18 protein-coding genes are annotated in these 24,108 nt (G+C 71.9%); 9 read left to right on the top strand and 9 right to left on the bottom strand.

The genetic code is table 11. The features are described from left to right. The first annotated feature begins 37 nt into the window (after nucleotides 1–37). Nucleotides 38–1,372, top strand: coding sequence for a PLP-dependent aminotransferase family protein (locus ACFVTC_RS19475; protein WP_390128520.1), 1,335 nt, complete (start codon nucleotides 38–40; stop codon nucleotides 1,370–1,372). A 147-nt stretch (nucleotides 1,373–1,519) separates the two neighbouring features. Here the strand turns inward: ACFVTC_RS19475 and ACFVTC_RS19480 are convergent, their stop codons facing one another. Beyond that, the gene (locus tag ACFVTC_RS19480) at nucleotides 1,520–1,954 is read right to left on the bottom strand and encodes a nuclear transport factor 2 family protein (protein WP_390128522.1); all 435 of its coding nucleotides are present in this window, start codon (nucleotides 1,952–1,954) and stop codon (nucleotides 1,520–1,522) included. 223 nt (nucleotides 1,955–2,177) lie between these two features. On the opposite strand from ACFVTC_RS19480, the gene ACFVTC_RS19485 reads away from it, so the two are divergent. Further along, on the top strand, nucleotides 2,178–3,083 hold the full coding sequence (locus ACFVTC_RS19485; protein WP_390128525.1) for a helix-turn-helix transcriptional regulator: 906 nt from the start codon (nucleotides 2,178–2,180) through the stop codon (nucleotides 3,081–3,083). Between the two features lie 3 nt (nucleotides 3,084–3,086). On the opposite strand, the gene ACFVTC_RS19490 is transcribed toward ACFVTC_RS19485, so the two are convergent. Further along, a complete protein-coding gene (locus tag ACFVTC_RS19490; protein WP_390128528.1) occupies nucleotides 3,087–3,980 on the bottom strand; it encodes a DUF3152 domain-containing protein in 894 nt (297 codons plus the stop codon). 213 nt (nucleotides 3,981–4,193) lie between these two features. On the opposite strand from ACFVTC_RS19490, the gene ACFVTC_RS19495 reads away from it, so the two are divergent. From ACFVTC_RS19495 to ACFVTC_RS19505, 3 genes are read left to right on the top strand one after another with little or no spacing between them, the layout of a single operon-like run. Beyond that, a complete protein-coding gene (locus ACFVTC_RS19495) occupies nucleotides 4,194–4,883 on the top strand; it encodes a response regulator (protein WP_390128531.1) in 690 nt (229 codons plus the stop codon). After that, nucleotides 4,880–6,565, top strand: coding sequence for a sensor histidine kinase (locus tag ACFVTC_RS19500; RefSeq protein ID WP_390128533.1), 1,686 nt, complete (start codon nucleotides 4,880–4,882; stop codon nucleotides 6,563–6,565). The genes ACFVTC_RS19495 and ACFVTC_RS19500 overlap by 4 nt, the downstream gene beginning before the upstream one ends. Then, the gene (locus ACFVTC_RS19505) at nucleotides 6,562–7,149 is read left to right on the top strand and encodes a hypothetical protein (RefSeq protein ID WP_390128535.1); all 588 of its coding nucleotides are present in this window, start codon (nucleotides 6,562–6,564) and stop codon (nucleotides 7,147–7,149) included. The genes ACFVTC_RS19500 and ACFVTC_RS19505 overlap by 4 nt, the downstream gene beginning before the upstream one ends. Here the strand turns inward: ACFVTC_RS19505 and ACFVTC_RS19510 are convergent. After that, nucleotides 7,140–8,420 (bottom strand): MFS transporter, encoded by a 1,281-nt coding sequence (locus ACFVTC_RS19510; RefSeq protein WP_390128537.1) that lies wholly within the window; start codon nucleotides 8,418–8,420, stop codon nucleotides 7,140–7,142. The two genes, ACFVTC_RS19505 and ACFVTC_RS19510, sit on opposite strands and share 10 nt — an antisense overlap. A gap of 81 nt (nucleotides 8,421–8,501) precedes the next feature. Here ACFVTC_RS19510 and ACFVTC_RS19515 point away from each other — a divergent pair, with 81 nt between their 5' ends. After that, nucleotides 8,502–9,485, top strand: a complete 984-nt coding sequence (locus ACFVTC_RS19515) for a DUF5937 family protein (protein WP_390128539.1) — start codon at nucleotides 8,502–8,504, stop codon at nucleotides 9,483–9,485. Between the two features lie 413 nt (nucleotides 9,486–9,898). Beyond that, a complete protein-coding gene (locus ACFVTC_RS19520; protein ID WP_390128542.1) occupies nucleotides 9,899–11,935 on the top strand; it encodes a hypothetical protein in 2,037 nt (678 codons plus the stop codon). A gap of 179 nt (nucleotides 11,936–12,114) precedes the next feature. Here the strand turns inward: ACFVTC_RS19520 and ACFVTC_RS19525 are convergent, their stop codons facing one another. The 6 genes from ACFVTC_RS19525 to ACFVTC_RS19550 form a co-directional block, all read right to left on the bottom strand. Next, on the bottom strand, nucleotides 12,115–14,337 hold the full coding sequence (locus ACFVTC_RS19525; protein WP_390128545.1) for a TIGR03767 family metallophosphoesterase: 2,223 nt from the start codon (nucleotides 14,335–14,337) through the stop codon (nucleotides 12,115–12,117). A gap of 211 nt (nucleotides 14,338–14,548) precedes the next feature. Next, entirely contained in the window at nucleotides 14,549–17,401 is a 2,853-nt protein-coding gene (locus ACFVTC_RS19530) for a TIGR03767 family metallophosphoesterase (protein ID WP_390128546.1), read from the bottom strand. A gap of 77 nt (nucleotides 17,402–17,478) precedes the next feature. Then, nucleotides 17,479–19,068 (bottom strand): FAD-dependent oxidoreductase, encoded by a 1,590-nt coding sequence (locus ACFVTC_RS19535; protein WP_390128548.1) that lies wholly within the window; start codon nucleotides 19,066–19,068, stop codon nucleotides 17,479–17,481. Continuing rightward, the gene (locus ACFVTC_RS19540) at nucleotides 19,065–19,724 is read right to left on the bottom strand and encodes a DUF5987 family protein (RefSeq protein ID WP_390128550.1); all 660 of its coding nucleotides are present in this window, start codon (nucleotides 19,722–19,724) and stop codon (nucleotides 19,065–19,067) included. The genes ACFVTC_RS19535 and ACFVTC_RS19540 overlap by 4 nt, the downstream gene beginning before the upstream one ends. Nucleotides 19,725–19,730: 6 nt before the next feature. Next, entirely contained in the window at nucleotides 19,731–20,390 is a 660-nt protein-coding gene (locus tag ACFVTC_RS19545) for a hypothetical protein (protein ID WP_390128552.1), read from the bottom strand. Between the two features lie 429 nt (nucleotides 20,391–20,819). After that, nucleotides 20,820–21,758 (bottom strand): Ig-like domain-containing protein, encoded by a 939-nt coding sequence (locus tag ACFVTC_RS19550; RefSeq protein ID WP_390128877.1) that lies wholly within the window; start codon nucleotides 21,756–21,758, stop codon nucleotides 20,820–20,822. Nucleotides 21,759–22,049: 291 nt separating this feature from the next. Here ACFVTC_RS19550 and ACFVTC_RS19555 point away from each other — a divergent pair, with 291 nt between their 5' ends. After that, nucleotides 22,050–23,294, top strand: a complete 1,245-nt coding sequence (locus ACFVTC_RS19555; protein ID WP_390128553.1) for a 2-isopropylmalate synthase — start codon at nucleotides 22,050–22,052, stop codon at nucleotides 23,292–23,294. After that, nucleotides 23,291–24,031 carry a hypothetical protein gene (locus ACFVTC_RS19560; protein WP_390128555.1) on the top strand — a complete coding sequence of 247 codons (741 nt, stop codon included), beginning with the start codon at nucleotides 23,291–23,293 and terminating at the stop codon, nucleotides 24,029–24,031. The genes ACFVTC_RS19555 and ACFVTC_RS19560 overlap by 4 nt, the downstream gene beginning before the upstream one ends. The last annotated feature ends 77 nt before the right edge of the window (nucleotides 24,032–24,108 follow it).

The following is a 24,108-nucleotide window of genomic DNA, read 5'->3' on the forward strand; positions in this document are numbered from 1 at the left end:
CACTCATTGTCCTAGATACAGGTCAGCGCAGGTGCCTATGCGGCCACCCTCCTACAAGGCCGTCGTCGACGAGTTCGCGGCGTCGATCAGGTCCGGGAGGCTCCCTGCGGGCACCCGCCTGCCGACGCACCGCGCTCTCGCGCGCGAACGACGGATCGCGCTGGCCACGGCCACCCGGGTCTACGCCGAACTCGCCGCCATGGGCCTGGTGGTGGGGGAACCGGGACGCGGGACGTTCGTACGGGTGCGATCGGGCTACGACGGCCTCGAGCCCTCCCGGTCCCTGCCGGTGCCGAGGGTCGCGGACCTGTCGTTCAACCAGCCGCTGGGCGAGGGCCAGTCCGACCGGCTGCGCGTGGCCCTGCGTGCCCTTTCCGTCTCGGGCGGGGCCGAGGCGCTGCTCCGGCAGGACCCGCCGGGCGGCCGCCCGCACGAGCGGGCGGTCGTGGCCACCTACCTGCTGGGGCGGGGAATCGACACGGCGCCGGCGAACGTCCTGCTGACAAGTGGCACGCAGCAGGGTCTGGACTGCGTGCTGCGTTCTCTCACCAGGCCCGGTGACGTCCTCGCGGTCGACGCGCTCAGCTACCCCGGTGTCAGACTGCTCGCCTCGGCCCACGGACTCGACCTGGCCCCGACCCCGGTCACGGCGACCGGGCCCGACCTCGACGCGCTCGACCGCCTCTGCCGCACACGCCCCGTCCGCGCGATCTACGCGATTCCCACCCTGCACAACCCGCTCGGCTGGGTCCTCGACCAGGAACGGCGTGACCGTCTTGTCGCCATCGCCCGCGCACACGACTGCCTGATCATCGAGGACGGCACCTACGCCTTCCTCGACCCGTCCCCGCCACCTCCCCTTCAGGCACTCTCCCCCGAACGCACCTGCTACGTGGCCGGCCTGTCCAAGAACGCGGCTCCCGGACTGCGGTTCGGTTTCACCGTCCTGCCCGGCCGTCTCGTGGAGACCGTCATCAGGAGCCTTCGTCTGGCGGCCTGGGGCGCACCGGGGCTGATCACGGCGCTCGCCACGGGCTGGCTGGCCGACGGCACGGTCGCCCGCTGGGAGGAGGACCGCCGCCGCGACGCCGCCGCCCGGCAGGACATCGCCCGCTCCGCGCTGGCAGGGATGCCCTTCACGGCGCATCCGGTCTCGTACATGGTCTGGCTCGGTCTCGAGCCGCACCAGCGCCCGGATCACGTCGCGGCTCAACTCGCCCGAGCAGGCATCCTCGTGTCCACCGCGGACGCCTTCGCCACGGGCACCCACCGCCCCCGGGCGCTCCGGCTGGCACTCGCCACACCGCCCCGAAGCGAACTCGGGACGGTGTTGCGGAACCTGCGGGACGTACTGGACGCGATCCCCCCGTGAGCGACCGGGGCCGTCGGGGCGAGTGCCCGGGCAGGAGCCGAGTCGCTCGCGCTGCCGTGGGGCGACCCGGCCGGACCTTCCGCGGGGCGACCCGGCCGCGGACCCCCCGTGGGGCGACCCACGGCCGGGCTCGGAACCAGGTCGGCGTCAGCGGGTGGCCGCCCCGGCACGTGCGTAGAACGCGGCCAGTTCGTGCGGGTTCTTGGTGTAGACGTCGATCTTGCGCACCGCGCCGTCCTCGACCTGGTGGAGCTCGACCATGGTCAGCGGGAACACCTCGCCGGTGGTGTGGGCCGTGAGCGTTCCGGTGAGGGTTCCGACTACGCCGGTGGGGCCCTCGAACACCTCGGCGGCGGTGATGGCGATGTCGGCGTGGCCCGTCATCGCGCCCAGGACCGACCGCACGAACGCCTCTCGGCCCTGGTGCACGCCGCCGTAGGGGAGTTGGTCCGGCTCGTCGACGATCACCTCGGGGGCGAGCCTGGCCAGGACGCCCGGCACGTCACCCTTGCCCAGCGCGTCGTACAGCCCGCGCACGACGTCCGCGCGGCTCTCCTGGACCGTCTCGCTCTCGTGGCTCATCTGTCTTCCCCTTCAGTCCTGTTCATGTACTCGAGCTCCTCATCCGGAACCCGGCACCGAGAAAATCGTCCGGCCGGGGCTCGTGGGACCTCGCACCGGTCGTGCCCCGAGCGGATCGGGACAGGCACCATGCAACGGGAGACGACCGTGCCGGGGGAGTCCTCGCCGTGAGGGGTACCGACAGGGACCCCCACCCGCCGGGCGGACTGCCTACCCTGTCCTCATGGACAACCGGGACGCAGTCAGCGCATTCCTCCGCTCCCGGCGCGACAGGATCACCCCCGAGCAGGCGGGTCTGCCGACGTACGGTCAGCGGCGGGTGCCCGGACTGCGCAGGGGCGAGATCGCCGCGCTCGCCGGGGTGAGCGTCGAGTACTACACGCGCCTGGAGCGCGGCAGCCTCGGAGGGGTCTCCGAGAGCGTGCTGGACGCACTCGCCCATGCCCTGCGGCTCGACGACACCGAGCGCATGTACCTGTACGACCTCGCCCGCGCCGCCGGACCGGCGTCCGGGACCCGGGCGCGGCAGCGGGCGGTCCGGCCCACGGTCCGGCCGAGCGTGACGCGGATGGTGGAGGCCATGCCGGAGCTGCCGGCGTACGTGATGAACAACCGCCTCGACACGCTGGCCGCCAACCCGATCGGCCGGGCGCTGTACTCGGAGATGTTCGCCGACCCGGCCTGCGGAGGGAACGTCGCCCGGTTCGCGTTCCTCAGCCCCGCGGCCAGGCGGTTCTACGCCGACTGGGAGCGCATGGCCCGCTTCGCCGTCGGCGCGCTGCGGGTCGAGGCGGGGAGAAGACCCTACGACCGGGAGCTGACGAACCTGATCGGTGAACTCTCCACCCGCAGCGACACCTTCCGCGTGCTGTGGGCCTCCCACGACGTGCACGTCTTCCGCGACAGCACCAAGCGTCTCAACCATCCGCTCGTCGGTGACCTGGTGCTCGATCAGGAGACCATGGGCCTGCCGGACGAGAGCGGTCTGAGCGTCGTCGTCTACAGCGCGCCGCCCGGGACCCCCGCCGAGGACGGCCTGAAGCTGCTCGCCACCTGGTCCGCCACGACCGGACGGGAGCACGGCGCGCCCTCCACGGTCGTCTCGCGGCGGGGGGAAGAGCACGGCTGACGTTCACAGCACGTGCGGCCCGGAGACGAAGTGACCGTTCCGGTCGTAGGGCCAGGCGTTGGCGACGCATCCGTGCAGTCCCTTGATCTGTTGCATCATGACGGGAGCGAGTCGACCGGGGCCCGCGCACGTCATGTGCGTGTAGCCCAGGAAGTGCCCCATCTCGTGGTTGACGATCAGGGCCCGGTAGTCGTGGATCGGACCGTCGAACGTGGGCGAGCCCATGACCCAGCGCCTGAGGTTCACCACCACCCCACCCGGGGTCTCGCAGTTGTACTCGCCTCCGGTGTCCTGGTGGATGCCCGCCCAGCACAGGGCGTCCGCCGTGCCCGGTGTCGCGATCCTCACCGTGAGGTCGTGCGGCGCCTCCGCGCTCACCAGCTGGAACGAGTGGGCGTCGTCGCGGGTCCAGCCTCGGGGCGCGGCAAGGATGTCGGCGATCTCGTTCGCCGCTCGGGCGGGCGAGATGTCGATCCCGGTCTCGACCTCCACCGCGTAGCGCAGCGGCCGCGCACCGTGGCCCACCTTCGCGCCGGTGGCGTGCGCGGCGACGAACGTGCCGGTGCCCGTCGACGGGACGTCGATCTTCGTGGCGGTCCGCGTCGGGCTCGAGGACGGGCTCAGTGACGGGGTCGGGGTAGGCGTGACGCGCACCGTGCTCGGTGGACGCGGCGTACCGCTCGGCGCCTCGCCCGACGCGACGCTCCGTCCGCCGTCGAGCAGGAACGTCGCGGAGCCGAGCAGGCCGGCGGCCAGCAGCGTGCCGACGAGGAGGCCCGGACCCCGGCGTCGCGGACGGCACCGGCGGTGCGAGGACCGGTACGGCCGGCCGGCGCGCCGGGGGGCGGGGTCGATGTCCGTGGGTGGTGCGGATGCCGGCTCTCGTGCGGAATGCATGGCAGCCGAGACTGGTCACGTCAGATGATGACCATGGGTTCGGACCATGACGAAAGAGTAACGAGTGGTTTCCCCCGGAGGGCCGGCCGCCCGGCGGCACGCGGACCGGGGACCGGCGGCGCACACCCGTCCGTTGTGACCCTTCTGTAACAGCTCCCGGCAGCGCCCCTCCTCTCGAACAGTCACCGAACACGTTCCGTGCATACTGTCGAAGTGCCACGAGTCCTACTTGTCGAAGACGACCCAGATGTCCTTAAGGCCGTCCAGCTGGCGCTGCGACATCAGGGGCACGAGGTCTTCGCCGCCGCAACGGGTGAAGAGGGGCTGGAACACCTCCGGCCCTTCCGTCCGGACGTCGTCGTTCTCGACCTCATGCTGCCCGGCATCTCCGGCCTCGACGTGTGCCGCCGGATCAGGGACCACGACCAGGTGCCGATCATCATGGTGACCGCCAAGGGCGACGACATCGACGTGGTCGTGGGGCTGGAGGCCGGCGCGGACGACTATGTGGTCAAGCCCGTACAGGCCCGGGTCCTCGACGCGCGCATACGGGCCGTACTGCGCAGGCAGGACGCGTCGGTGTCCGTCGCGGTCCGCCCCCGCGCGGAGGCGCACGGCGAGCTGGTCATCGACCGGGCCGGACTCCTCGTGTCACATCGGGGTGAACGCGTCGCGCTCGCCCCCTCCGAGCTTCGGCTGCTGCTGACCCTGTCGGCCTCGCCCGGCCAGGTGTTCAGCCGCCAGCAACTGCTGGAAGCGGTATGGGAGCACAGCTACCACGGCGACATACGACTGGTGGACGCCTGCGTGAAGCGACTGCGCGGCAAACTCGGTGAGCTCGGCGGCGATCCCCGGTACATCCAGACCGTACGTGGCTTCGGCTACCGCTTCGGTTCCTCATGAGCGGCCCGAGAACCGCGCGGGCGCGACAGAGCGTACGCAAACGCGATGCCGTACGGGATCGCGATGCCGTACGGGATCACGAGGTGGTGGGGGGTCACGAGGTGCTACGAGAACACGAGGTGCTACGGGAACACGAGGCCGTCACGGCCGCGGAGGGCCGCGGGCCGGTGCGGCTGCTCCGGGCGTTCCTGGCGAAGACCCCGCTTCCGCTGCGGGGCCTGCGCCCCCGCCTGGTGGTGGCCTTCGCCCTGGTGGCCGTGGTCAGTGCCCTGAGCACCGGAGCCCTCGCCTTCCGGGAGGCGCGCACCGGGGTGTTGCAGCAGAGCCAGGACTCCGTCATCCGGCAGTTCCGGACCAGCGTCGACACCGTCGCCGTCTACACTCCGCTGCCACCGCGGCAGTCGGACCTGGAGGCGGCGGCGCGCCAGGTGCTCCGCGCCAACCAGTCACAAGGCTGGCAGGTCATGGCCACGTACGGCGGTCTCCGCGCCTTCACGTCGGGTGACATCTCCGACAAGCTGAGCCCGGAACTGCGCCGGTCCGTGGGAACCCGCCGCGCCGCGGTGTTCCAGCGGGTGAACGCCGACGGGCATCCCTATCTCGTCGTCGGGATGCCGGTCATGTACAACTCCGGCGAGGGCACGGATGCCGGGCTCTCGGGGTTCGCGATGTACCTGGTGGTGCCGCAGAACACCGAACAGGCCTACGTCCAGGCGATGGTCGGCGGTATCGAGCGCGCCACGCTGGTGGCACTGTGCCTCGCCGTCGTCCTCGCGCTGCTGGCCGCGGGCGGTGTACTCCGTCCCGTGCGCGCGTTGCGCGGGGCGACGCGTCGGATGGCGGAGGGGCACCTCGACATCCGGCTGGCCGTCAACGGTTCCGACGAACTCGCCGACCTCTCACGGTCCTTCAACGACACGGCGGCCGCGCTGGAGCGGTCGGTCGCGGAGTTGCGCCGCATGGAGGCGCGGGCGCGCCGTTTCGCCGCGGACGTCTCCCACGAACTGCGGACGCCGCTGGCGGCGATGTCGGCGGTCACGGACGTACTGGACGAGAACGCGCCGCACCTGGACCGGGAGACCGGCGACGCGCTGCGGCTCGTCAGCGAGGGAACCAGTCGGCTGAGCGTGCTGGTGGAGGACCTGATGGAGATCTCCCGCTTCGACGCCGGCGCCGTCCGGCTCAACCTGGACGAGGTCGATCTGGCCGAGTCCGTCCGGCGCACCCTCGCCGCTCGGGGGTGGCAGGGCCGGGTGGAGACCCGGCTGCCCCGGCCCGGCGCACTCAGGACGCGCGTGGATCCGCGCCGGCTCGACGTGGTGATGGCCAACCTGGTCGGCAACGCGCTGCGGCACGGGGCGCCGCCTGTCCGGCTGACCATGAGGGTGAGGGAGGACCGGGCGGACGTGTCGTGGGCCGTGATCGAGGTGACCGACAGCGGACCGGGGATCGCCGAGGAAGCCATGCCGCACATCTTCGAACGCTTCTACAAGGCGGGCACCGCGCGGACCAGGAGTGAGAGCAGCGGTCTTGGCCTGGCCATCACGGCGGAGAACGTGTACCTGCACGGAGGGCGTGTGAGTGCGGCGAACCGGCCGGAGGGCGGATCGGTGTTCACGGTCGAACTCCCCTTGCGCCGTGAGTCCGCGGACACCGGCGAGACCACCCCGGGTGCCCGGTGAAGGGCTCGCGCGCGGGCGCGCTGCTGGTCGGTCTCACGGCCGCGCTCACGCTCGCGGCGTGCGGAGTCCCGCCGTCCGACGTCATCCAGGCCGGCGTACCGGCGAGCGGCATGACCTCTCCCAGCGCGACGCCCCGGGCGTCCGTCGCGATCCCCCTCTACTTCCTGCGCGACGGTGATCTGGCGTCCTATCCCCGCAAGGTCTACGACCCCGGCAACCTCGGAGCCGTCGTACGTCTGCTGTCCGACGGACCGACCGGGAGCGAGGCCGAGACGGCCACCACGGAACTGCCCCGTCTGACGGACACACCGAACGTGACGTTCGACGACGGCAAGGTCTTCTCCGTCCAGCTCCCGAAGAACGTCCCTCCCTTCAGCCACCTCGCCATGCGGCAGTTGGCGTGCACGCTGGCCCGGGTGAAGCCGCCGTCCGCCCCGGCGCCCACGGACACGAGCCGGGGAAGCGTCGCTTCGGCCCTTCCCCCCACGGCGCAACACTCCCTCGTGGACAGAAGCGTCCAGGTGCTCGGGGACGGATGGGCGATGACGCAGTCGGCCGCGTCGTGCCCCGGCTCTCAGGGCTGATCGTCCGCCCGGCCGCGCCTCCCCCGTACGGTCCGCAGTACCGCGAGGACGCACAGGGTGCCGATCACGCAGGACCAGCCGCTCACCAGATGGACCGGCACGAACTCCGCGGCCGCGCCGGCCGCCGCCATCCCCGCGCCCTGGATCGTCATCAGACCCGCCGACTGCACCGTCATCGCCCGCCCGCGCACCTCCTCCGGCACGGCGTCGACGAACCACTGGTCCACGCCCAGGGTGTAGGCGCCGGTGAGGCCCGCCACGAACATCGCGGCGAGGGACCAGGGCAGCGAGGGCCGCAGCAGGAAGACGGCGTAGGGCAGCAGGGTGCAGGCCACCAGCGGTCCGGCGATCCGGCCGCGGACCACCGGGCTCAGACACCCGCCCGCCAGGGACTCCCCGAGGATCATGCCGACCGGCATCGCGGCCATGAAGAGGCCGAGCCCCGTCGTCCCCGCGCCGGCCGAATCCGCGTACGGCGCCGCCAGCGCCTCCGGCACGACGGAGAAGAACGACGGCACCCACCCGAGCAGCAGGAGCGACCGCACCCGGCGGTCCGCCAGCAGCCGGCCCGTGCCGCCACCGCCCGCGCGGTCCCGGGTACCGCGTGCGGGGCGCCGACGGGTGCCCAGCCGCAGCAGCAAGGCCGAGCCGAGGAAGGCCGCCACGGTGAACAGCAGCGCGCCGCGCGGCGGCACCACGATCAACAGCAGCCCGCCGACGCCGAATCCGACGACCTGCGCCCCCTGTGCCACGATCCGGATCAGGGAACGCCCGAGCACGAAGGCGTCGCCGGGGAGGATGTCGGCCAGGCTCGCCGCACGCGTCCCGGTGAAGACCGGGCCGACCGTCGCCATGAGGCCGCGCAGGACGAGCAGGACGGCGATCGGTGTACCGGGCAGCACCATCCCGGCGGCGCACACCGCGCACAGCAGGTCGCAGACCACCAGCACCCGGCGCGGCGGAAGGCGGTCCGCGATCCCGGCCAGCAGCGTCCCGCTGAGCGCGTACGGCACGAAGCCCAGCGCGAAGGTGAGTGCCGACAGCAGCGGCGAGGCGGTGAGCCGGAACACCAGCACCGCCAGCGCGATCTGGGCCACGACGGTGCCCTGCAACGACAGTACGTGCGCCGCGAAGACGGCCCGGAACTCCCGGACGGCGAAGACCGCGCGATAGCCCCCGGACCGGACGCCGACGGAGGCGACGGAGGCGGCGGCGACGGAGGGGGCCGGGTCGGCGTCGGGGGCGGCATCGGCGTCGGCTTTCAGCGTCATGGACCGCAGCCTGGCGGCCCGGGGCCGCGGCCCGTAGTGTTTCGGCTGTGGCCGAAAGTCCCACCCCAGAGGAGGTCCCCTGTGCCCGTCCACATGCGCTTCGGGCCGGACGACCTGCTGCGCTGCCGGTTCGGGATATCCCCGCTCTGGGAGACGCAGGGCGCGGTCCGCGCCCTCAAGCAGGTACGGCTGCAGGGCTACCACCTGCCCTGGGTACGGCAGACGGAGGCGGCGGCGCGTGAACTCGACCTCACGCCGCTGTGGCTGCTGATGCCGTACCCCGGTCACACCCCGGACTTCCTCTGCCCGCCACCGGACGGGCCGCTGACCTCCATCGAGGAGGACCTGGCCCGCGTACGTGCCACCGACCCCGACACCGCCCGCGACGACCTGGCACGCTCCCTCGCCGACACCCCGGGCGCGGCGGAAACCCCGCGGGGCCGTGCCATGCTCGCCGATCCGGCGCGCGCCGTACGGGAGTTGGCGGATCTCTGCGAACAGGTCTGGCACGCTCTGGTCGCCCCGTACTGGCCCCGGCTGCGCGCCGTGCTGGAGGCCGACATCGCCTTCCGCGCGCGCCGGCTCGCGGACGACGGACTGACCGGGCTCTTCGCCGATCTCCATCCCTCGCTGAGCTGGGCGAACGGCACGCTGACGCTGCACAGGCGGACGGAGCACGACCGGGACCTCGGCGGCGACGGCCTGGTCCTCGCGCCCAGCGTCTTCGTGTGGCCGGACGTGGCGGCGGGGTTCGACCCGCCCTGGCAGGGCACCATCGTCTATCCGGCACGCGGCATAGGCGGCCTGTGGCAGGCCCCGCCGGCCGGCTCCGACGCCCTCGTCCGACTTCTGGGCGCCAACCGGGCCGCCATCCTCGGCGGTCTCGGCGAACCGGCGACGACCAGCTCGCTCGCCCACCGGCACGGGCTCGCCCTGTCGTCCGTCTCGGCCCACCTGTCGGTACTCCGTGAGGCGGGCCTGCTCACCTCGCGCCGCTACGGCCATCAAGTGCTCTACGAGCGCACGCCGCTGGGCACCGCGCTCGCGGACGCCGGACCAGCCTGACCGGCCTCACCGGCCTCACCGGTCTAAGGACAGACGGCAGGCGGCAGGCGGCAGGCGGCAGGCGGCAGGCGGCAGGCGGCAGGCGGACACACTAAGGGCAGGTGTCGACGCCGCTCTGCCGTCGTGGCCGGGGCGTGCGGAAAGAAATGGCCTTGGAGGCCCCGGGCGGTGGCCGGCCTCCGCCACCCGGCCGCCGCTCCCGACCTCCGCGAACTCCAGGGTCGTCCCGCCGCGTCCGGTTCTCATTCCGTGTCCACCTCCCGTGCGGCTTGCGGCTGTTCCCCCGCCACGGCCTCTGCGATAGGCTCACTCGCCGTCCCCCGCCTGTGGCAAGGCCATCGATCACGACCGACGCGGCGGTCCGGCCGGCTTCACCTGGCGTTGTCGAGTGCACCCAGGAGAGAAAGACAGCCGTGAACAATGTGGATGCGCCCGTTCGGAACACGTCCGGTCCGGCCGGACCGGACGCACGCCCGCCCGGTGAACTTCAGACGCTGCTCGACGAGGGGACCCGTGCCGTAGTCGACGACGGCGATCTGCGCACGGGCCGGGACCGCTTCGAACGCGCCTTCCGGATCGCCGAGTCGGTGGGCGACGAACGGGCGATGGCGGTGGCCGCCCTCGGCTTCGGCGGCCTGTGGGTGCACGAGCACCGCACCGTCGCCGGCTCGGTACTCCTGGAATCGCGGATACGCCGGGCCCTGGAGTTGCTGGACCCCCAGTCCTCGCTGGCGCTGCGGCTGCGGATCCGGCTGGCCGGGGAGGGCGACTACCGCAACAGCGACAACACGGCGGTACTGGCCCTGCTCCAGCAGGCGCGGGCACGGCGGAACCCGATGGCGCGTGCGGAGGCCTTGAGCCTGGCCCATCACTGCCTGGTCGGCCCGGAGCACGGCGCACTGCGCCGTCAACTGGCCGCCGAACTGGTCGCGGAGAGCTTCCGTACCTCCCGCCGCAGCGATCTGCTGATGGGTCTGCTGTGGCAGACGGTCGACATGTTCCTGGCCGGCGACCCGCACGCCGAACGCTGTCTGTCGGAGCTGCGCGGCCTGTTGGCCGAGCAGGACCATCTCGCCGTGGGCTTCGTCGTGAGCGCGATGGAGGTCATGCTCGCCGTCCGCGCGGGCCGCCTCGACGAGGCCGAGGCCCTGGCCAGGGCCTGCACCGAGCGCGGGATCGCCGCCGGTGACGTCAACGCCACGGTGTGGCAGGCCGCACAGCTGGTCACCATCCGCTGGTACCAGGGCCGGGTGGTCGAACTCGTGCCGCTGCTCAGCGAAGTGGTCAACTCCCCCACGTTGAGCGCCGTGGACGATCACGTCCTGGCCGCACTGGCGGTCGCCGCGGTGACGGCCGGGGACCGGCGGAAGGCCGTCGGCGCGCTGGCCACCCTGTGCGGCCACGACCTCGGCGACCTGCCTCGGTCGAGCAGCTGGATGGTGACGATGCACGGTGTCGCGGAGGCCGCCTATCTCCTCGACGACTCCGCCACGGCCGCCCGGGTCTACGAACTGCTGCGCCCGTACGGTCATCTGCCCATCGTGGGCAGTCTCGCCGTCGCCTGCTTCGGTTCGGCCCACCACGCACTGGGTGTCGCCGCGCTGACCACGGGAGACGTCGACCGGGCCGTGACCCATCTGCGGGAGGCGGTACGGCAGAACCTCGCCCTCGCGCACTGGCCCGCGGTCACCGCTTCCTGGGAGCGGCTCGCGGTGGCGCTCGTACGGGCCGGGCGGCAGGCCGAGGCCGACGTCGTCCGGCAGGAGATGGCCGCGGCCGCCGAGGAGGCCGTGGCGCCGCCGCCGAAGACCGAAGTACTTGGCGGCGCGGATGAACAGAGCGCGGATGAAAAGAGCGAGGGCGCACAGAGCAACGACGGACAGAGCGAGGGCGCACAGAGCGACGACGGGCAGGGACAGCCCGCGGCGTTCTGCACCCGGCTGGGCCGTAAGTGGCGGATCGGGTTCGGCGGCCGCAGTGTCCTGGTGGACCACAGCGTGGGGATGCTCCATCTGGTGGTGCTGATCGCCAACCCGCGCCAGGAGATCCGGGCCGTCGACCTCGTGGCGGGGCTGACCGCGCTCAACGGGGCCGCCGAACACACGGCCCTGTCCGGGCAGCGGACACTGGACCGGGTGGCGACGCAGGAGTACCGCAGCCGGCTGGCCCGGCTGCGCCTCGAACTGGACGAGTTCGAGGCGGCGGACGACCATCGACGGGCCGCCGTCGCTCAGGCCGAACACGACTGGCTGGTACGCCAGTTGGCGGGTGCCACGGGATTGGGCGGACGCGCCCGCCGCTTCCCCGAGGGCGAGGAACGCTCCCGGGTCGCGGTGAGCAAGGCCGTCCGCCGGGCACTGGACCGGATCGCCGCAGCCGACCCGGTGATCGGTGAACACCTGCGGCACGCGGTGCACACCGGGGTGCGGTGCTCGTACTGGCCCGCTTGACGCGTGCCCGACCGCGCCACCCGGACCGAAGGGCCGCCCGCCCGGCACGCCGCACCCGGCGCCGACGGGCCCGTTCCCGGACACCTTCCGGTGCGCGTGCGGACGGGCCGGCTCGGCCTCGTAGCGCGGAACGCCGGTCGGCGGTCCCGTGGACGGCCGGTGTCACGGCGCGGTCATCGTCACAGGGCGGTCAGCGTCTGCCAGGTCGTGGACGCGACGACCCCGTCGGCCGGCAGGCTGTGCGCGGACTGGAAGGTCCGCACCGCGCTGCCGGTGGACGAGCCGAAGGACCCGTCCACGCTCAACGCGGCGCCGTGGGAGTTGAGTTGACGCTGCAAGGCGGTGACGGCGGGCCCGTCGCCGCCCTGCTGCACGGTGACGGCGAGGGCCCGCCACGTCGCGGGTCCGACGATCCCGTCGGCGGACAGGCCGCGGCTCGTCTGGAAGGACCGCACCGCGCTGCCGGTGGACGAGCCGAAGGACCCGTCCACGCTCAACGCGCTTCCCCGGGCGTTGAGCAGGTACTGCGCGGTCCTGACCCGCTCTCCGCTCGCCCCCTGCTGAACCACCGGCCAGCCGGCGCTCGGCAGCGGGGTGCCGCGTCCGGCGGGCAGGGAGAACGGCATCGGGAGGAGAAGCTGTGTGTTGCGGGCGTCGGCTGTGCCACGGCGCCTGTCGATACCGGCCGCCACCGCCTGCAGGTCGTTGGCCGCCAGCTCGCGTCCCAGCGAGGCCAGTGCGGCGGGGGTGCTGGTGTCCCCGCCGCACGACAGCGGTGCGTCGGAGTCGACCATGGTGGTGAAGACGGACAGGATGCCGCCGCCTTCGGCGATCTCGACGATCCGGCTCTGGATGGGCCAGTCGACGTGCGAGGCCGTGTTGACCTCCCAGAAGCCGTTGCCGATGGCGGACGGCCAGGATGCCTTGTGGGCCGAGATGTTGTTGGTGTGGGTGTGACCGTCGACCATCAGGATCACGTTCGGGAAGCGCAGCAGCAGGTCGCGGAGTTCCGCGCCGCCGTACGGGGAATCGCTGTCCGTGTTGTCCATGGAGTCGAGCGTGTGATGGCAGCAGATGACGATGAGCCTGTCGGTCACACCGGGCTGCTCGACGACCGTCCGGGCCCGGGACCCGTCCGAGTCGTCGAGTTCGTAGCGTGAACTGTTGGCCTTGAGCTGGGCGTTCAGCCAGTTCCACTGGTCCTTGTCGAGGGCGCCGTCGGCACCGCCGCCGGTGTTGGTCGTGTCCAGCACCAGGAACTGGAACATGTCGTCCGGACCCGGGGGAATCGCGTAGTAGCCCTTGTCGCCGCCGGAGGTGAAGCCGTGTCCGCGGGGGGTTCCCGTGGTGTTGAAGTGCTCGGCGATGAAGTCGCCCCGCGCGAGCAGCCGCCGGGCCGGGTCCGCCGTCACATGGGCGGTCCGCAGGGTGAACTCGCCCGTCAGTACGTCCTTGAGCAGGTCCAGGTAGTACGTCGCGGTGTTGTCGAAGACGTCCGGGACTCCCTCGACCTCCGTAAGTTTGGTGGAGCCGGTGGCGACGGCCTTCAGCGGGTCGAAGGGCAGGATGTCGATCGGGACGTTGCCCTGCACGAGCGCGTCGTGATTGCCGTAGGCGGCGTACCAGGGCATGCCCAGTCCGGTCGCCGTGAACGGTCTGCGGGCGGCCGTCAGCAGCCCGCTCACAACCGGAAAGCCGTGCAGGGCGTTGTTGTCGGGCGGTGTCTGCCGTGCTTCCGGATGCCAGTAGTGGGTCTCGGTCCCGAACTGGCCGCCGGCCACGCTCTCGTCCTTGGTGAGGTCACCGGAGTCCGGTCGCACCGGGTTGCCGTCGAGCAGGTCGATGTACCACCGCGACTCGTTGTACTGGCAGTTGTCGACCGCGTCGCCCGTGACGACGGTGAAGGCCAGCGGGGCGCTCGTCCGTGGGCCGCGCAGGACCTGCCGGACGGCTCGGCACATCGCGTCGGTCGTCTGTGTCGAAAGGAACTCGTGCGCGCGGTACGCCGATTCGGTCGGGTACGAGTTGTAGTGCGGGGGCCCGTAGTCCGCGAGCCGGTCCAGGCACTCGACGCGCAGCGGCGACTGGTCGTCGACGATATGCAGGTCGGACATCTGGGCGAAGGCGACCAGCGACCGGGTGAGCCGCGGCGTGACCGCGGGCGCCAAGTCGGCGCGGACGATGTGCGGTTCGCCGGGGCCGGCGACGACACCGCGGTATCCCGTCCCCGGGTCGGGACCGACCCGTACGGTCCGGTCCAACGTGGTGAGCCCGAATGCCGCCCCGGTGCCGGCAGGCGGCGAGGCGGCCACGGCGACGGCGCGCAGACCGCCGACGTCGATGGCCGCGGCCACCACGGCCACTCCGGCGGCGGTCAGGATCCTGCGACGGGAGATTGCCATGTCGATTCCTTCGGTGTGGGGGCGTGACGTGCTGCGAAGTCGTCGTCCGCCCGTCCCGCACCCCGGTGACCGAGACGGGTTCCGGGGACCGGCACGGGATGGTCGCGAGGGTGACGGGAACCCGCGCAGGTGCCGGCCCCGCCACCGGGCGACGGGGCCGGCACCTGGGTTCAGGCGGCGGAGCGGGACGGTTCAGGTGTCACCGGGCCGGTCACAGCCCGATGATGCTGTGCGTGGGACGCAGCTGGAACTGGCAGGACTCCCAGGCCGACCACGTGGTGCTGCTGGGGTCGGTCTGGATGCAGTGGTAGAGCGCGCCCGCGTCGTCCACGGCGAACAGCTCGATCCTCCCGGCCCCGTTGCGCTCGGCGGCGACGTGACGCATCCGCAGCGCGGTGCCGCCGTACTGGGTCGACATCTGGGCCCAGGACTGCCAGGTGCCGGCGGCGGGGGCGGTCTCGAAGCGGCGCCAGAGCATCCCGTCCGGATTGGTGCCGAAGATCGCCAGGCGTCCGTCGAGGTTGCGGGCCATGTCGATGGAGTCGAGGATGCCGTCGACCGGCAGCACCCCGCCCCACTCGCTTTCCGTCTGCGCGTTGGCGACGTTCATCTTGCGCTGGATGAGGAGGCCGTCCTCCTTGATCGCGACCAGCACGGCGCGCCCGTCGGAGCCGGTCTCGACGGCGAGCTGGATCGCGGTGCCGCCGAGCTGGGTCCAGGGTGTGAACCAGCCGTTCGAGGGGGTGTCGTCGTTGAGGAAGTCCTGCCAACGGTGGCGGATGGTGTTGTCGTTGCGGGTCGCGTAGACCTGCATGCCGCCCCACTGGTCCTGGACGGCGGTCACCGAGGTGAAGGCCGAGTCGAACAGCTGGGGCGCCGTGTAGGTGCTGCCGCCCACGCCGGTCTGCGCACGACGGTTCACGAAGCCGTTCTGATCGATGGCGAACACCTCGACCCGGCCGTCCTGGTGACTGCCGGCGGTGACACACCTCCATCCCGGACCGGTGGCGAGCTTCGTCCAGGACTGGAGGCCGCCGCCGACGGTCTGCTGGCTGGTGTTCCACAGATTGCCCTGCGCGTCCGTGCCGAACAGCTCCAGCCGCCCGTCCTTGTTGCGGGCCGTGGCGATCGGGGAGCCGAACGGGAGTGGCGCGTGCAGCGGGAAGGGGGCCGGCAGGAGGAGTTGTGTGTTGCGGTCCTGGCTGACGCCCATCCGGTTGGTGATGCCGTGGCTCACCTCCTGGGGGTCGTTGGTGGCCAGCTCCCTCGCCAGGGAGGCGAGTTGTGCGGGGGTGCTGGTGTCACCGCCGAAGGAGAGGGGCGCGGCGGGGTCGACCATGGTGGTGAAGATCGAGATCGTGGCCGGCCCGGCGGCGGAACCGAACTCGCCCGCGTTCTGCGCGTCGGGGCTCGCCATGATCTCGATGATGCGGCTCTGGATGGGCCAGTCGATGTGCGAGGCCGTGGAGATCTCCCAGAAGCCGCCGTGGATCGGGCTGTTGGACGGCGTCGGGTGAGGGACGATCTTGTTGGCGTGGGTGTGCCCGTTGACCATGGCGATCACGTTCGGGTACCGCAGCAGCAGCGACTTGAGTTCGTCGCCGGTGTGCCGGTCCCCGAAGATGCCGCCGAAGATGCCGTCGTCGAGGTTGTCCATGGTGTTGAGCGTGTGGTGGCAGAACAGGACGTACATCTTGTCCTGCACACCACTCTGCGTGACGATGTGGTTGCTGGTGTCGATGTAGCGGGAGCTGTTGGCCCTGAGCTGCTGTTCCAGCCAGTTGAGCTGGTCGGTGTCGATCGACCCGCCCGCGGCGCCGGAGCCGAATCCGTCGGTGTTGGTGTTGGTGGAGTCCAGGGTGATGTAGCGGATCAGGTCGCTGGAACCGGACGGGATCGCATAGTAGGCCTTGTCGATCCCGACGCCCTGGAAGCCGTGCCCGACGGGCAGGCCCGCGGTGTTGAAGTGGTCCTGGATGAACGCCTTTCGGCTGAGCAGCCGCCGGTTGGGGTCGGCGGCCACCCGGGTGCCCTCCAGGTCCCAGGCGACCATCAGCTTGCCGAAGGTGCCGAGGTCGCTGTAGTTGTCCGGGAGGTCGGCGGAAGTGCCGGTGGTCTTGGTCGTGCCGACCGTCATGCCCTGCACGTCGACGAGGTTGTTGTCGATGGGCTCGTTGCCCTGCCACAGTCCGTCGTGGTTGCCGTACGCCGCGTACCAGGGCATGCCCAGGCCGTGGGAGACGAACGGCCTGCGGGCCGCGCCCACCGCGCCGCTCGCGTCCAGCAGGCCCGGGACATAGGGGAATCCCAGCCCCGATGTGCCGGTGTACCGGTTGCCCGGCACCTGCTGCGGGGGCACCGACGGGTAGTAGTAGTGGGTGTCGCCGGTGCCGCCGTCGGTCAGGGCGCCACTGGCGAAGCTCTGGTCCAGGCCGATGAGCCCGGAGTCCGGGACGATGGTCTGGCCGCCGTCGAGCAGGTCGATGTACCAACGGTTCTCGTTGTGCTGGCAGTTGTCGATCGCGTCGCCGGTGACGATGGTGAACTGCAGCGGCTTCCTGCTCCGCGGGCCCTTGCCGATGCCGGCGATGGCCTGGCACATCGCGTCGACGACCTGGGTCGAGAGGAACTCGTGGCCCCGGTATGCCGAATCGGTGGGGTACGAGGCGTAGTGCGGGGCGCCGGGGTCGGCGTAGCGGTCCATGAACTCCAGGCGGGCCGGTGACTGGTCGTCCACGATGTGCAGGTCGGTCATCTGCGCGAACGCCGCCAGTGCGAGCGTCGGAGGGCCGAAGCGGTTCCAGAGGTCGGTGCGGATGGTGTGCGACTCCCCCGGTCCCGCGACGATCCGCTGGTAGCCGGCGCCCTGGGCGTAACTCGCCCGCTGCACCGTCTGGTCCCACGTGGTGACCACCCGTACGTCCGCCGCGGCGGCGGCCGCCGCCTTGCCGGTGCCGACCGAGGTCGCGGCCTCGGCGGCAGCACGGAATCCGCCCGCGTCGATGGCTGCCGCCACCACGCCCGCTCCGGTCGTCGTCAGTAGCCTTCTTCGTGAGATACCCACGCCATGTCTCCCAGGAAAGGTCGGACTCGTCTCCACTTCCGGCGTTCCATTCCGTTCCGCCCCGTTCCACGGGCCCGTCAACGGCCGGGAAGCGGAACGCCACGACGGAGCGCGACCCCGGCGTCGGCGGTGCGGGTGACGATCGTGGCGACGGCGCGTTCGGCGAGGGCCGCGATGGTCAGTGAGGGGTTGACGGTGAGCGAGGTGGGGACGGCGGCGCCGTCGGTGACGAACAGCCCGCTGTGGCCCCGCAGTTCGTGACCGTCGGTGAGCGCGCTGGTGGCGGGGTCGTCGCCGGTCCGCGCGGAACCGAGTGGATGGGCCGTGACGGTGTCGGCGACGCCCTCGCTCCATGGGCGGACCCGGGACAGGCCGTCCTTCTCCAGGATCTCCCGCAGCGCGGTGTCCGCCCGGTCCCATGCCCCGCGGGTACGGGAGGTGGGGCGGTAGGTCATCGTGCCCAGTCCGAGCCCTGGCGCCAGCCGGGTGAAGCTCCCGGTGAGCGGGACGACGCCGAAGGTGCCCTCGTTGTCGTCCTCGGTCATGGCCAGCAGGGTCAGCCAGGAACGCCACCGGGCCCGCATGTTCCGCTTCTCGATGCCGAACCAGCCGGGCGAACCGGCGGCCTGGGCCAGCAGGTTGGTCAGCGGAGGGAAGTAGATCTGCTGGAGGGTGAAGCGGCTGTACTCGGGTGCGGTCGGGTCCAGGTGGTCGTAGGTGGCGGCGGTGATGGGCCGGCCCACGGGCAGCCCCTGGTAGGCGGACCCGTCGGGACGTGACAGCCCCAGCAGTGTGCGCGCCTTGTCCTCGACGATGTCGGCGACACTGACGCGGTCGCCGTTGCCGGAGAAGTAGCGCCCCACGGCGGCCGGGATGCCTCCGAGGAGGAGAGCGGAGCGCTGGAGGATCACGGGCGTGCCCACGGCACCGGCGGCGAGTACGACGACCTTGGCGTGGATGACGCCGGCCTGCGCGGTACAGCTGTAGTCGTCGGGGTCCAGGACGGTGTAGCCGACGGCGTAGCGATAGCCGGACAGCGGCGACGGGGTGATGGTCTGCGCCTCGTGCAGCGGACGGATCTCCGCGCCGTGGGCCTCCGCCGCCGGCAGGTAGTTGAGCAGCAGGGAGCGTTTGGCGTCGAAGCGGCAGCCGGACAGCATCCAGTTGCAGTTGGTGCAGGTGCTCGTGTCGACCGCCACCGGCACGGGATTGCAGGTGTGTCCGGCCCTCCGGCAGGCGGCGGCCAGGACCCCGCCGGCGTAGGACACGTCAGGCCAGTCGGTCCGGGTGACCGGCAGCGCCTCCTCGACCCGGTCGTACCAGGGGTCGAGGGCGGCCCGGGTCAGTGCGGCCGGCCACAGCCGGCGGCCGAGGCTGCCGTGGCGTTCGAAGACGAAGGACGGCGCGCGCAGTGAGGCGGCGAAGTAGACGACGCTCCCGCCGCCGACGCAGTTGCCCGCGACCACCGAGACTCCGTCGCCCTGGATCACGTCCACGATCTTGTTGTAGGTGCCCAGGCGCATCGAGTGCGTGAAGTCGGCGGCGGACGCGCGGGGGCCGCGCTCCAGCACGGTGACGCGCGCTCCGCCCGCCGCGAGATAGTAGGCCGGGATCGCGCCGCCGAAGCCGCTGCCGATCACCAGCACGTCCGTGGTCTGCACCGTCATGCCGGGCTCCCCGAAGCGGTCGTGTTCGGATGAGGTACCGCCAGCGGGCGGCCGTAGGAGAAATCGGGGAACCGCCAGAGGCCGTCCGGGTCGGGCTCGGGGAAGCGCAGCCACGCCAGTCCGGGATGGCCCTGGCCGAGGGCCTCGACGGTGTCCTGCTGTCCCGCGGTGTCGAACGCCACCCCCACCAGCAGGCTCATCACCTGCCAGATCGGCCGGTCCAGGTCGTCGGGGTCGAACAGGCCGCCGACCAGGGCGGTGCGGTCGGCGAAGGACAGGCCCACGAAGGGCGGGCGGGTGGGTGACAGCCAGATCAGCCGGACGGCGGCATAGGCGACGGCGCGTGCGTCCAGCAGCGCCGCGATCGCCGGGAGCAGCGGCGCCACCGGCAGTTCGGGCGACGCGAGGAGGCCGACGGCGCCGGCCTGTACCGCACCCGGCCCGGTGACCGCGCCCGCGACCACCACGTCACCGGGAAAGCGGCGCTGGCCAGGGATCAGGGTGTCGGCGAACGCCTCGAGCGTCTGCGTCGTCCAGCTCTCGGAGGCGGTGGCCGCGGCGGCGGCGGCCACAGGTGAGTCCAGTCCGCCGACGGACAGGGCCGCGAGCGTGGCGACCAGTGCCTTGAGTACGGATCTCCGGTCGGGTCCGGTCATGGCGGCTCACCCGGCCAGTGCGCAGCGCAGGTCGTAGGGCAGCGACACGGTCAGGCCGGTCTCGCCCGCGGCCTGGCCGTAGTCGCTCAGCGCGCGGGCGACGTCGGGGAAGACCGGTTCGAGGGCCGTGACCGCGTCTCCGATGCCCACCGTGTGTCCGTCGACACGGAAGTTCGTCAGGCGGGCTCCGGCCCGTCTCGCCGCCTTGTCCCACCAGTACTGACCGTCCCACGCCACCCACGGCGTCGCGCCGTGGGTGGACTGCACGCTCCAGTGGTCCTTCTGGTAGTAGTGGCAGGTCAGCATGGCGATGGCGAACCGGGAGGGTTCGGCCACCAGGAACCGCAGGGCCCCTCCGTCGTCGACGGTGATGTCCCGCTTGCTGTACTCCACGCACAGCGGGTCGGCGAACGTCAGCCACCACGGCGGCTGTTCCCCTTCCCCGAACTCGTGCCAGGTGCAGCCGGCTGCGAACCCCGGCTCGGTGAACGGACTCACGGACGTGTCGGCGGATCCCGCGGAGCGGGGTGTCTGCCGGTCCGGGCTCTCGCGGACGACCGGTTTCGACGGTGCCGCGACGGCGGGGCTGCTCGCGAGCAGCCCGGCGGACGCTCCCAATAGCAGCGCGCAGCCGGCTGCGGAGACACGAAGGCGCAGAGGAAACACGGGACCTCCCGTAAGTGGAGCAGGGTGAACGTCACGCGGGACCGACCGCCGTCACAGCGCGCTGGGCGGGGCGGCGGGCATACCGAGGATGGGGCACACCTACCGCCCAGTACAAGAGGTGGGTCAGTGACTCAGCCACTGGGCCTGCGGCGAGGAGTGCCGTCAACTACGCTACGTTCACCGGTTGTTGTGCTTCCGACCTGGGACGGCGTCCCGGCGCGGCCGTTCCCGGGGACGGCTCACCCACCCGTATTTCGCATCACCGCGCCGCCCGCGATCGATGTCCGCGGCCGACTCGGGCACCCGCTCCCGCCGTCCGGCGGACCGGACGGATCCCCGCATGCGGTTCGGCGCTCATCCGCCGGCACGCGGAGGGGACACCACGGTGCCGCGACATCGGCGGACCCGATGTCGCGGCACGGCGGCGCGTCACAGCGTCACGGTCGTCCCCTCGCCGGAGGCGCTGCCCGCGAGCCATTGGTCCCAGCCCAGGTTGAAGGCGGCGTAGCCGTTGTCGGCGGGCGCCTTGGCACGGGGCGAGCCGGTAATGGTGACGGGGTCGCCCTGCTTCACCTGGCCGTAGAACCACTTGGCGTCGGACATGGACAGGTGGACGCAGCCGTGCGAGCCGCGGGCGCTGCCGCTGCCCGGATTCGGGTCGCCGGTCGAGTAGTGCACATAGGTGCCGGACTGGGTGAGGTGTACGTCCCAGGGCAGCGTCAGGTCGTAGTAGTTGGGGCTGCCCTTGTCGCAGCTGATACCGACACTGCAGGAGGTCATGTGGACCTTCTCCTGCTTGTCGATGACGGCCATCGTGCCGTTCCACGTCGGATACTGGGCGCTGCCCGCGTTGATCGACAGGGTGCGCACCGCGGCGCCGTTCCGGGTCACCTTCATGGTGTGGCCGGTCACGGAGACGTTCGCGCGCACGTCGTCACCGACCTTGAAGGTGTGCGTGTAACTGCGCACGCCGTAGCGTCCGTTGCCGTTCTCGACGCCCTTCATGTCGGCGTCGATCCTCACCGTCGTCCCGGAGGGCCAGTACGCCTTCGGGCGCCAGTCGGCGCGCTTGTCGCCGAACCAGTGCCAGGCACCGGCCACCGGCTGCGAGGCGCTCACCTTCATGTGCTTCTCGACCGTGGCCCGCGCCTTGGCCGCCACCGGGTTCGTGAAGACCACCGAGATCGGCATGGCCACACCGACCGTGGTTCCGGTCTGCGGCGTGATCGTCTCCAGCAGCATCGGCGGACCGGCGGGCTTCGTCGGTGACGGCGAGGCACTCGCGCTCGGCTTGCCCGGAGCCTTTGCGTCGTCCCCGCCCGCCTTGTCACTGCCGCCCCCGCCGCAGGCGCTCGCACCCAGCAGCATCACACCCGTGACGAATGCGATCCCTATGCCACCCTTGCGCCGTCCCACGACCTGCTCCGCTCTCTCGCCCCACGGCCCTGCCGGGCCCGCCTCACTGTCAGACAGCCGCGACACGGGCCGCAGTTGCACGCATCGCGTAAAACGTGTCCCAAGACTCGGTGCGCACAGGTCCGCGTGCCCCCGATCGTGTGAAACATCCCGCTGCGCCTGCGGCGGGAACCCGCGCCGGGTGATCGTTCTCCGGGGCGTGACGGGCCCGCCGTCCACGGCCCGTGATCGAAGGGGGTGGCGGTGGCGGTCGATGTGGTGCGCGAGTCCGCGCGGGCGGGCCGGGTGGTGCTGTGGGAGGAGTCCCCGCGGGACGGGGCACAGGCCAAGACCCTGATGACGGGTGACTTCCGGGTGCGTCTGGCGCGGGCTCAGGGCCGGATCTTCGGTACGGACGGTCCGCGGCACGTGGTGTTCGCCGCCGGATTCCCCGCGGTGTGCGCGGAGGAGTTCGAAGCGGTGCGGCAGGTGGCGGTGGAGGCCGACGGGACGGTGAGCGTGTCCGCGGTGTGCCGGGGCACCGCCGGTGACGTACGCCAGGCGCTGGCCGCCGTCCGGGGCAGCGCGCACGCCAGGATCATGGTGATCGTGCCCGCGTCCGAGGCCATGGCCCAGGTGATGACCCACGGCTCCGCCGAGCGGGCGCTGACCGCCGGTGCCGCTCTGGTCGCGCAGGCCAGGGACACCGACGACAGGGTGGCCGTCGATGTGTGCCTGGCCGACGCCTCCCGGGCCGATCACTCCCTGACCGGCGAGCACGCCGCGCGGATGACGGAAGCCGGCGCGGGGGTGGTGGTGCTGGCGGACACGGTCGGTGACCAACTGCCGCGGGACGCCGCGGCCATGTTCACCGCCGTACGCCGCCGTGCGGGCGACGACGTGGTCCTGGCCTCGCATCTGCACAACGACCTCGGGCTCGCTCTGGCCAACACCCTCCAGGCACTGCGCGCGGGCATCCGCGTCCTGTCCTCTTCCTGGCTGGGCATCGCCGAACGCAGCGGGATGGTCGCCACCGAACAGCTCCTGTTCCTGCTCGCCTACCGCCCCGACCGCACCCGCGAACTCCTCGGCGACGGCCGCGCCCCGTGGTGGACCGTCCCCGATCTGACCCTGCTGCCGGGCATCGCGCGCATGGTGGCCGCCGAGACCGGCGCGCCGCTCGGGGTGACCACACCGATCGTGGGAGACGGTGTCGGCACGATCTCCACCGGCACCCCGTTCGTCCATCCCCGTCTGTTCGAACCCTACGATCCCCGTGCGCTGCTCGGGATCGAGCCCCGCGTGATCCTCACCCACCTCGCGAGCGCCCGGGTGATCACCGCCGTCGCCGCACGGCTCGGACACCGGCTCGACCCGGAGCAGACACGCACCGCGCTGGCCTGGGTGAAGTCACACGCCTACCGGCAAGGGCACGCCGTGATCGAGGACACGGACTTCGGCGACTACCTCACCGGCCTGACCGTGCCCACCGCCCGGACGCCGCGATGAACACACCGCGCACAGGCGACCTCGACACCGCGATGAACACGCCGCGCACCGGCGGCCTCGACGCCGTGCACGCGAGCCTGTCCCTGGGCGGCGCCGCGGTACTGCCCAACCCCGCACCCCTGACCTTCGTCGTCACCGCGGCCGCGGCGCGCGCGGTCAACCGGGCCAAGGACCGGCCCGCCGACCAGCCCGTCGCCCTGTGGACCCATCACCCGCACACCACCGAACTCGTCCTGCGGGCACTCGAGCTGGCACCGCACGCGGCCGAGTCCGCCCGTCGGCTGCTGACCGTCGAGTGTGTCACGGTGCTGGCGCCGTTGCGTCACGACCACACGCCACCCGACTGGCTCGCCCCCGCGACCCACGACGGGTGGACCCTGCTGTTCGGCGCCCGCTGGAGTCCCCTGCGGCCGGTCCTGGACGAGTACCCCGTCCTGTATGTCAGCAGCGCCAACCGCACCGGCCGGCCGCCGGCGCCGACCGCGGCACGGGCACGCGCCATGTTCCCCGGCCACGTTCCCGTCCTCGACCCGGCCGCGCTTCCCGGCACCACCCCGGACACCCCGGGCTCTCCGCCACGCGCGGCGACCACCACCGTGCGCCTGCACCCGGACGGCCGCCTGGAGCTGCACCGCTCCGGCGCACAGGACGGGATGCGCTCAGACCCCACCGCCTACCTCGACCACCTGCGGGCCACCGGCCCAGGCGGACCCGGCCTCACAGGTCAGTGCACCTAGGGCGTGTCGCGGAGTCCCGCCCGCCTCGCGACGCCCGGCACGCCCTGGGCGGTCGACGGCGGTGACCGGATCGAGGA

It is taken from the genome of Streptomyces sp. NPDC057950 (assembly GCF_042887295.1).
GTDB lineage: Bacteria > Actinomycetota > Actinomycetes > Streptomycetales > Streptomycetaceae > Streptomyces > Streptomyces kaempferi.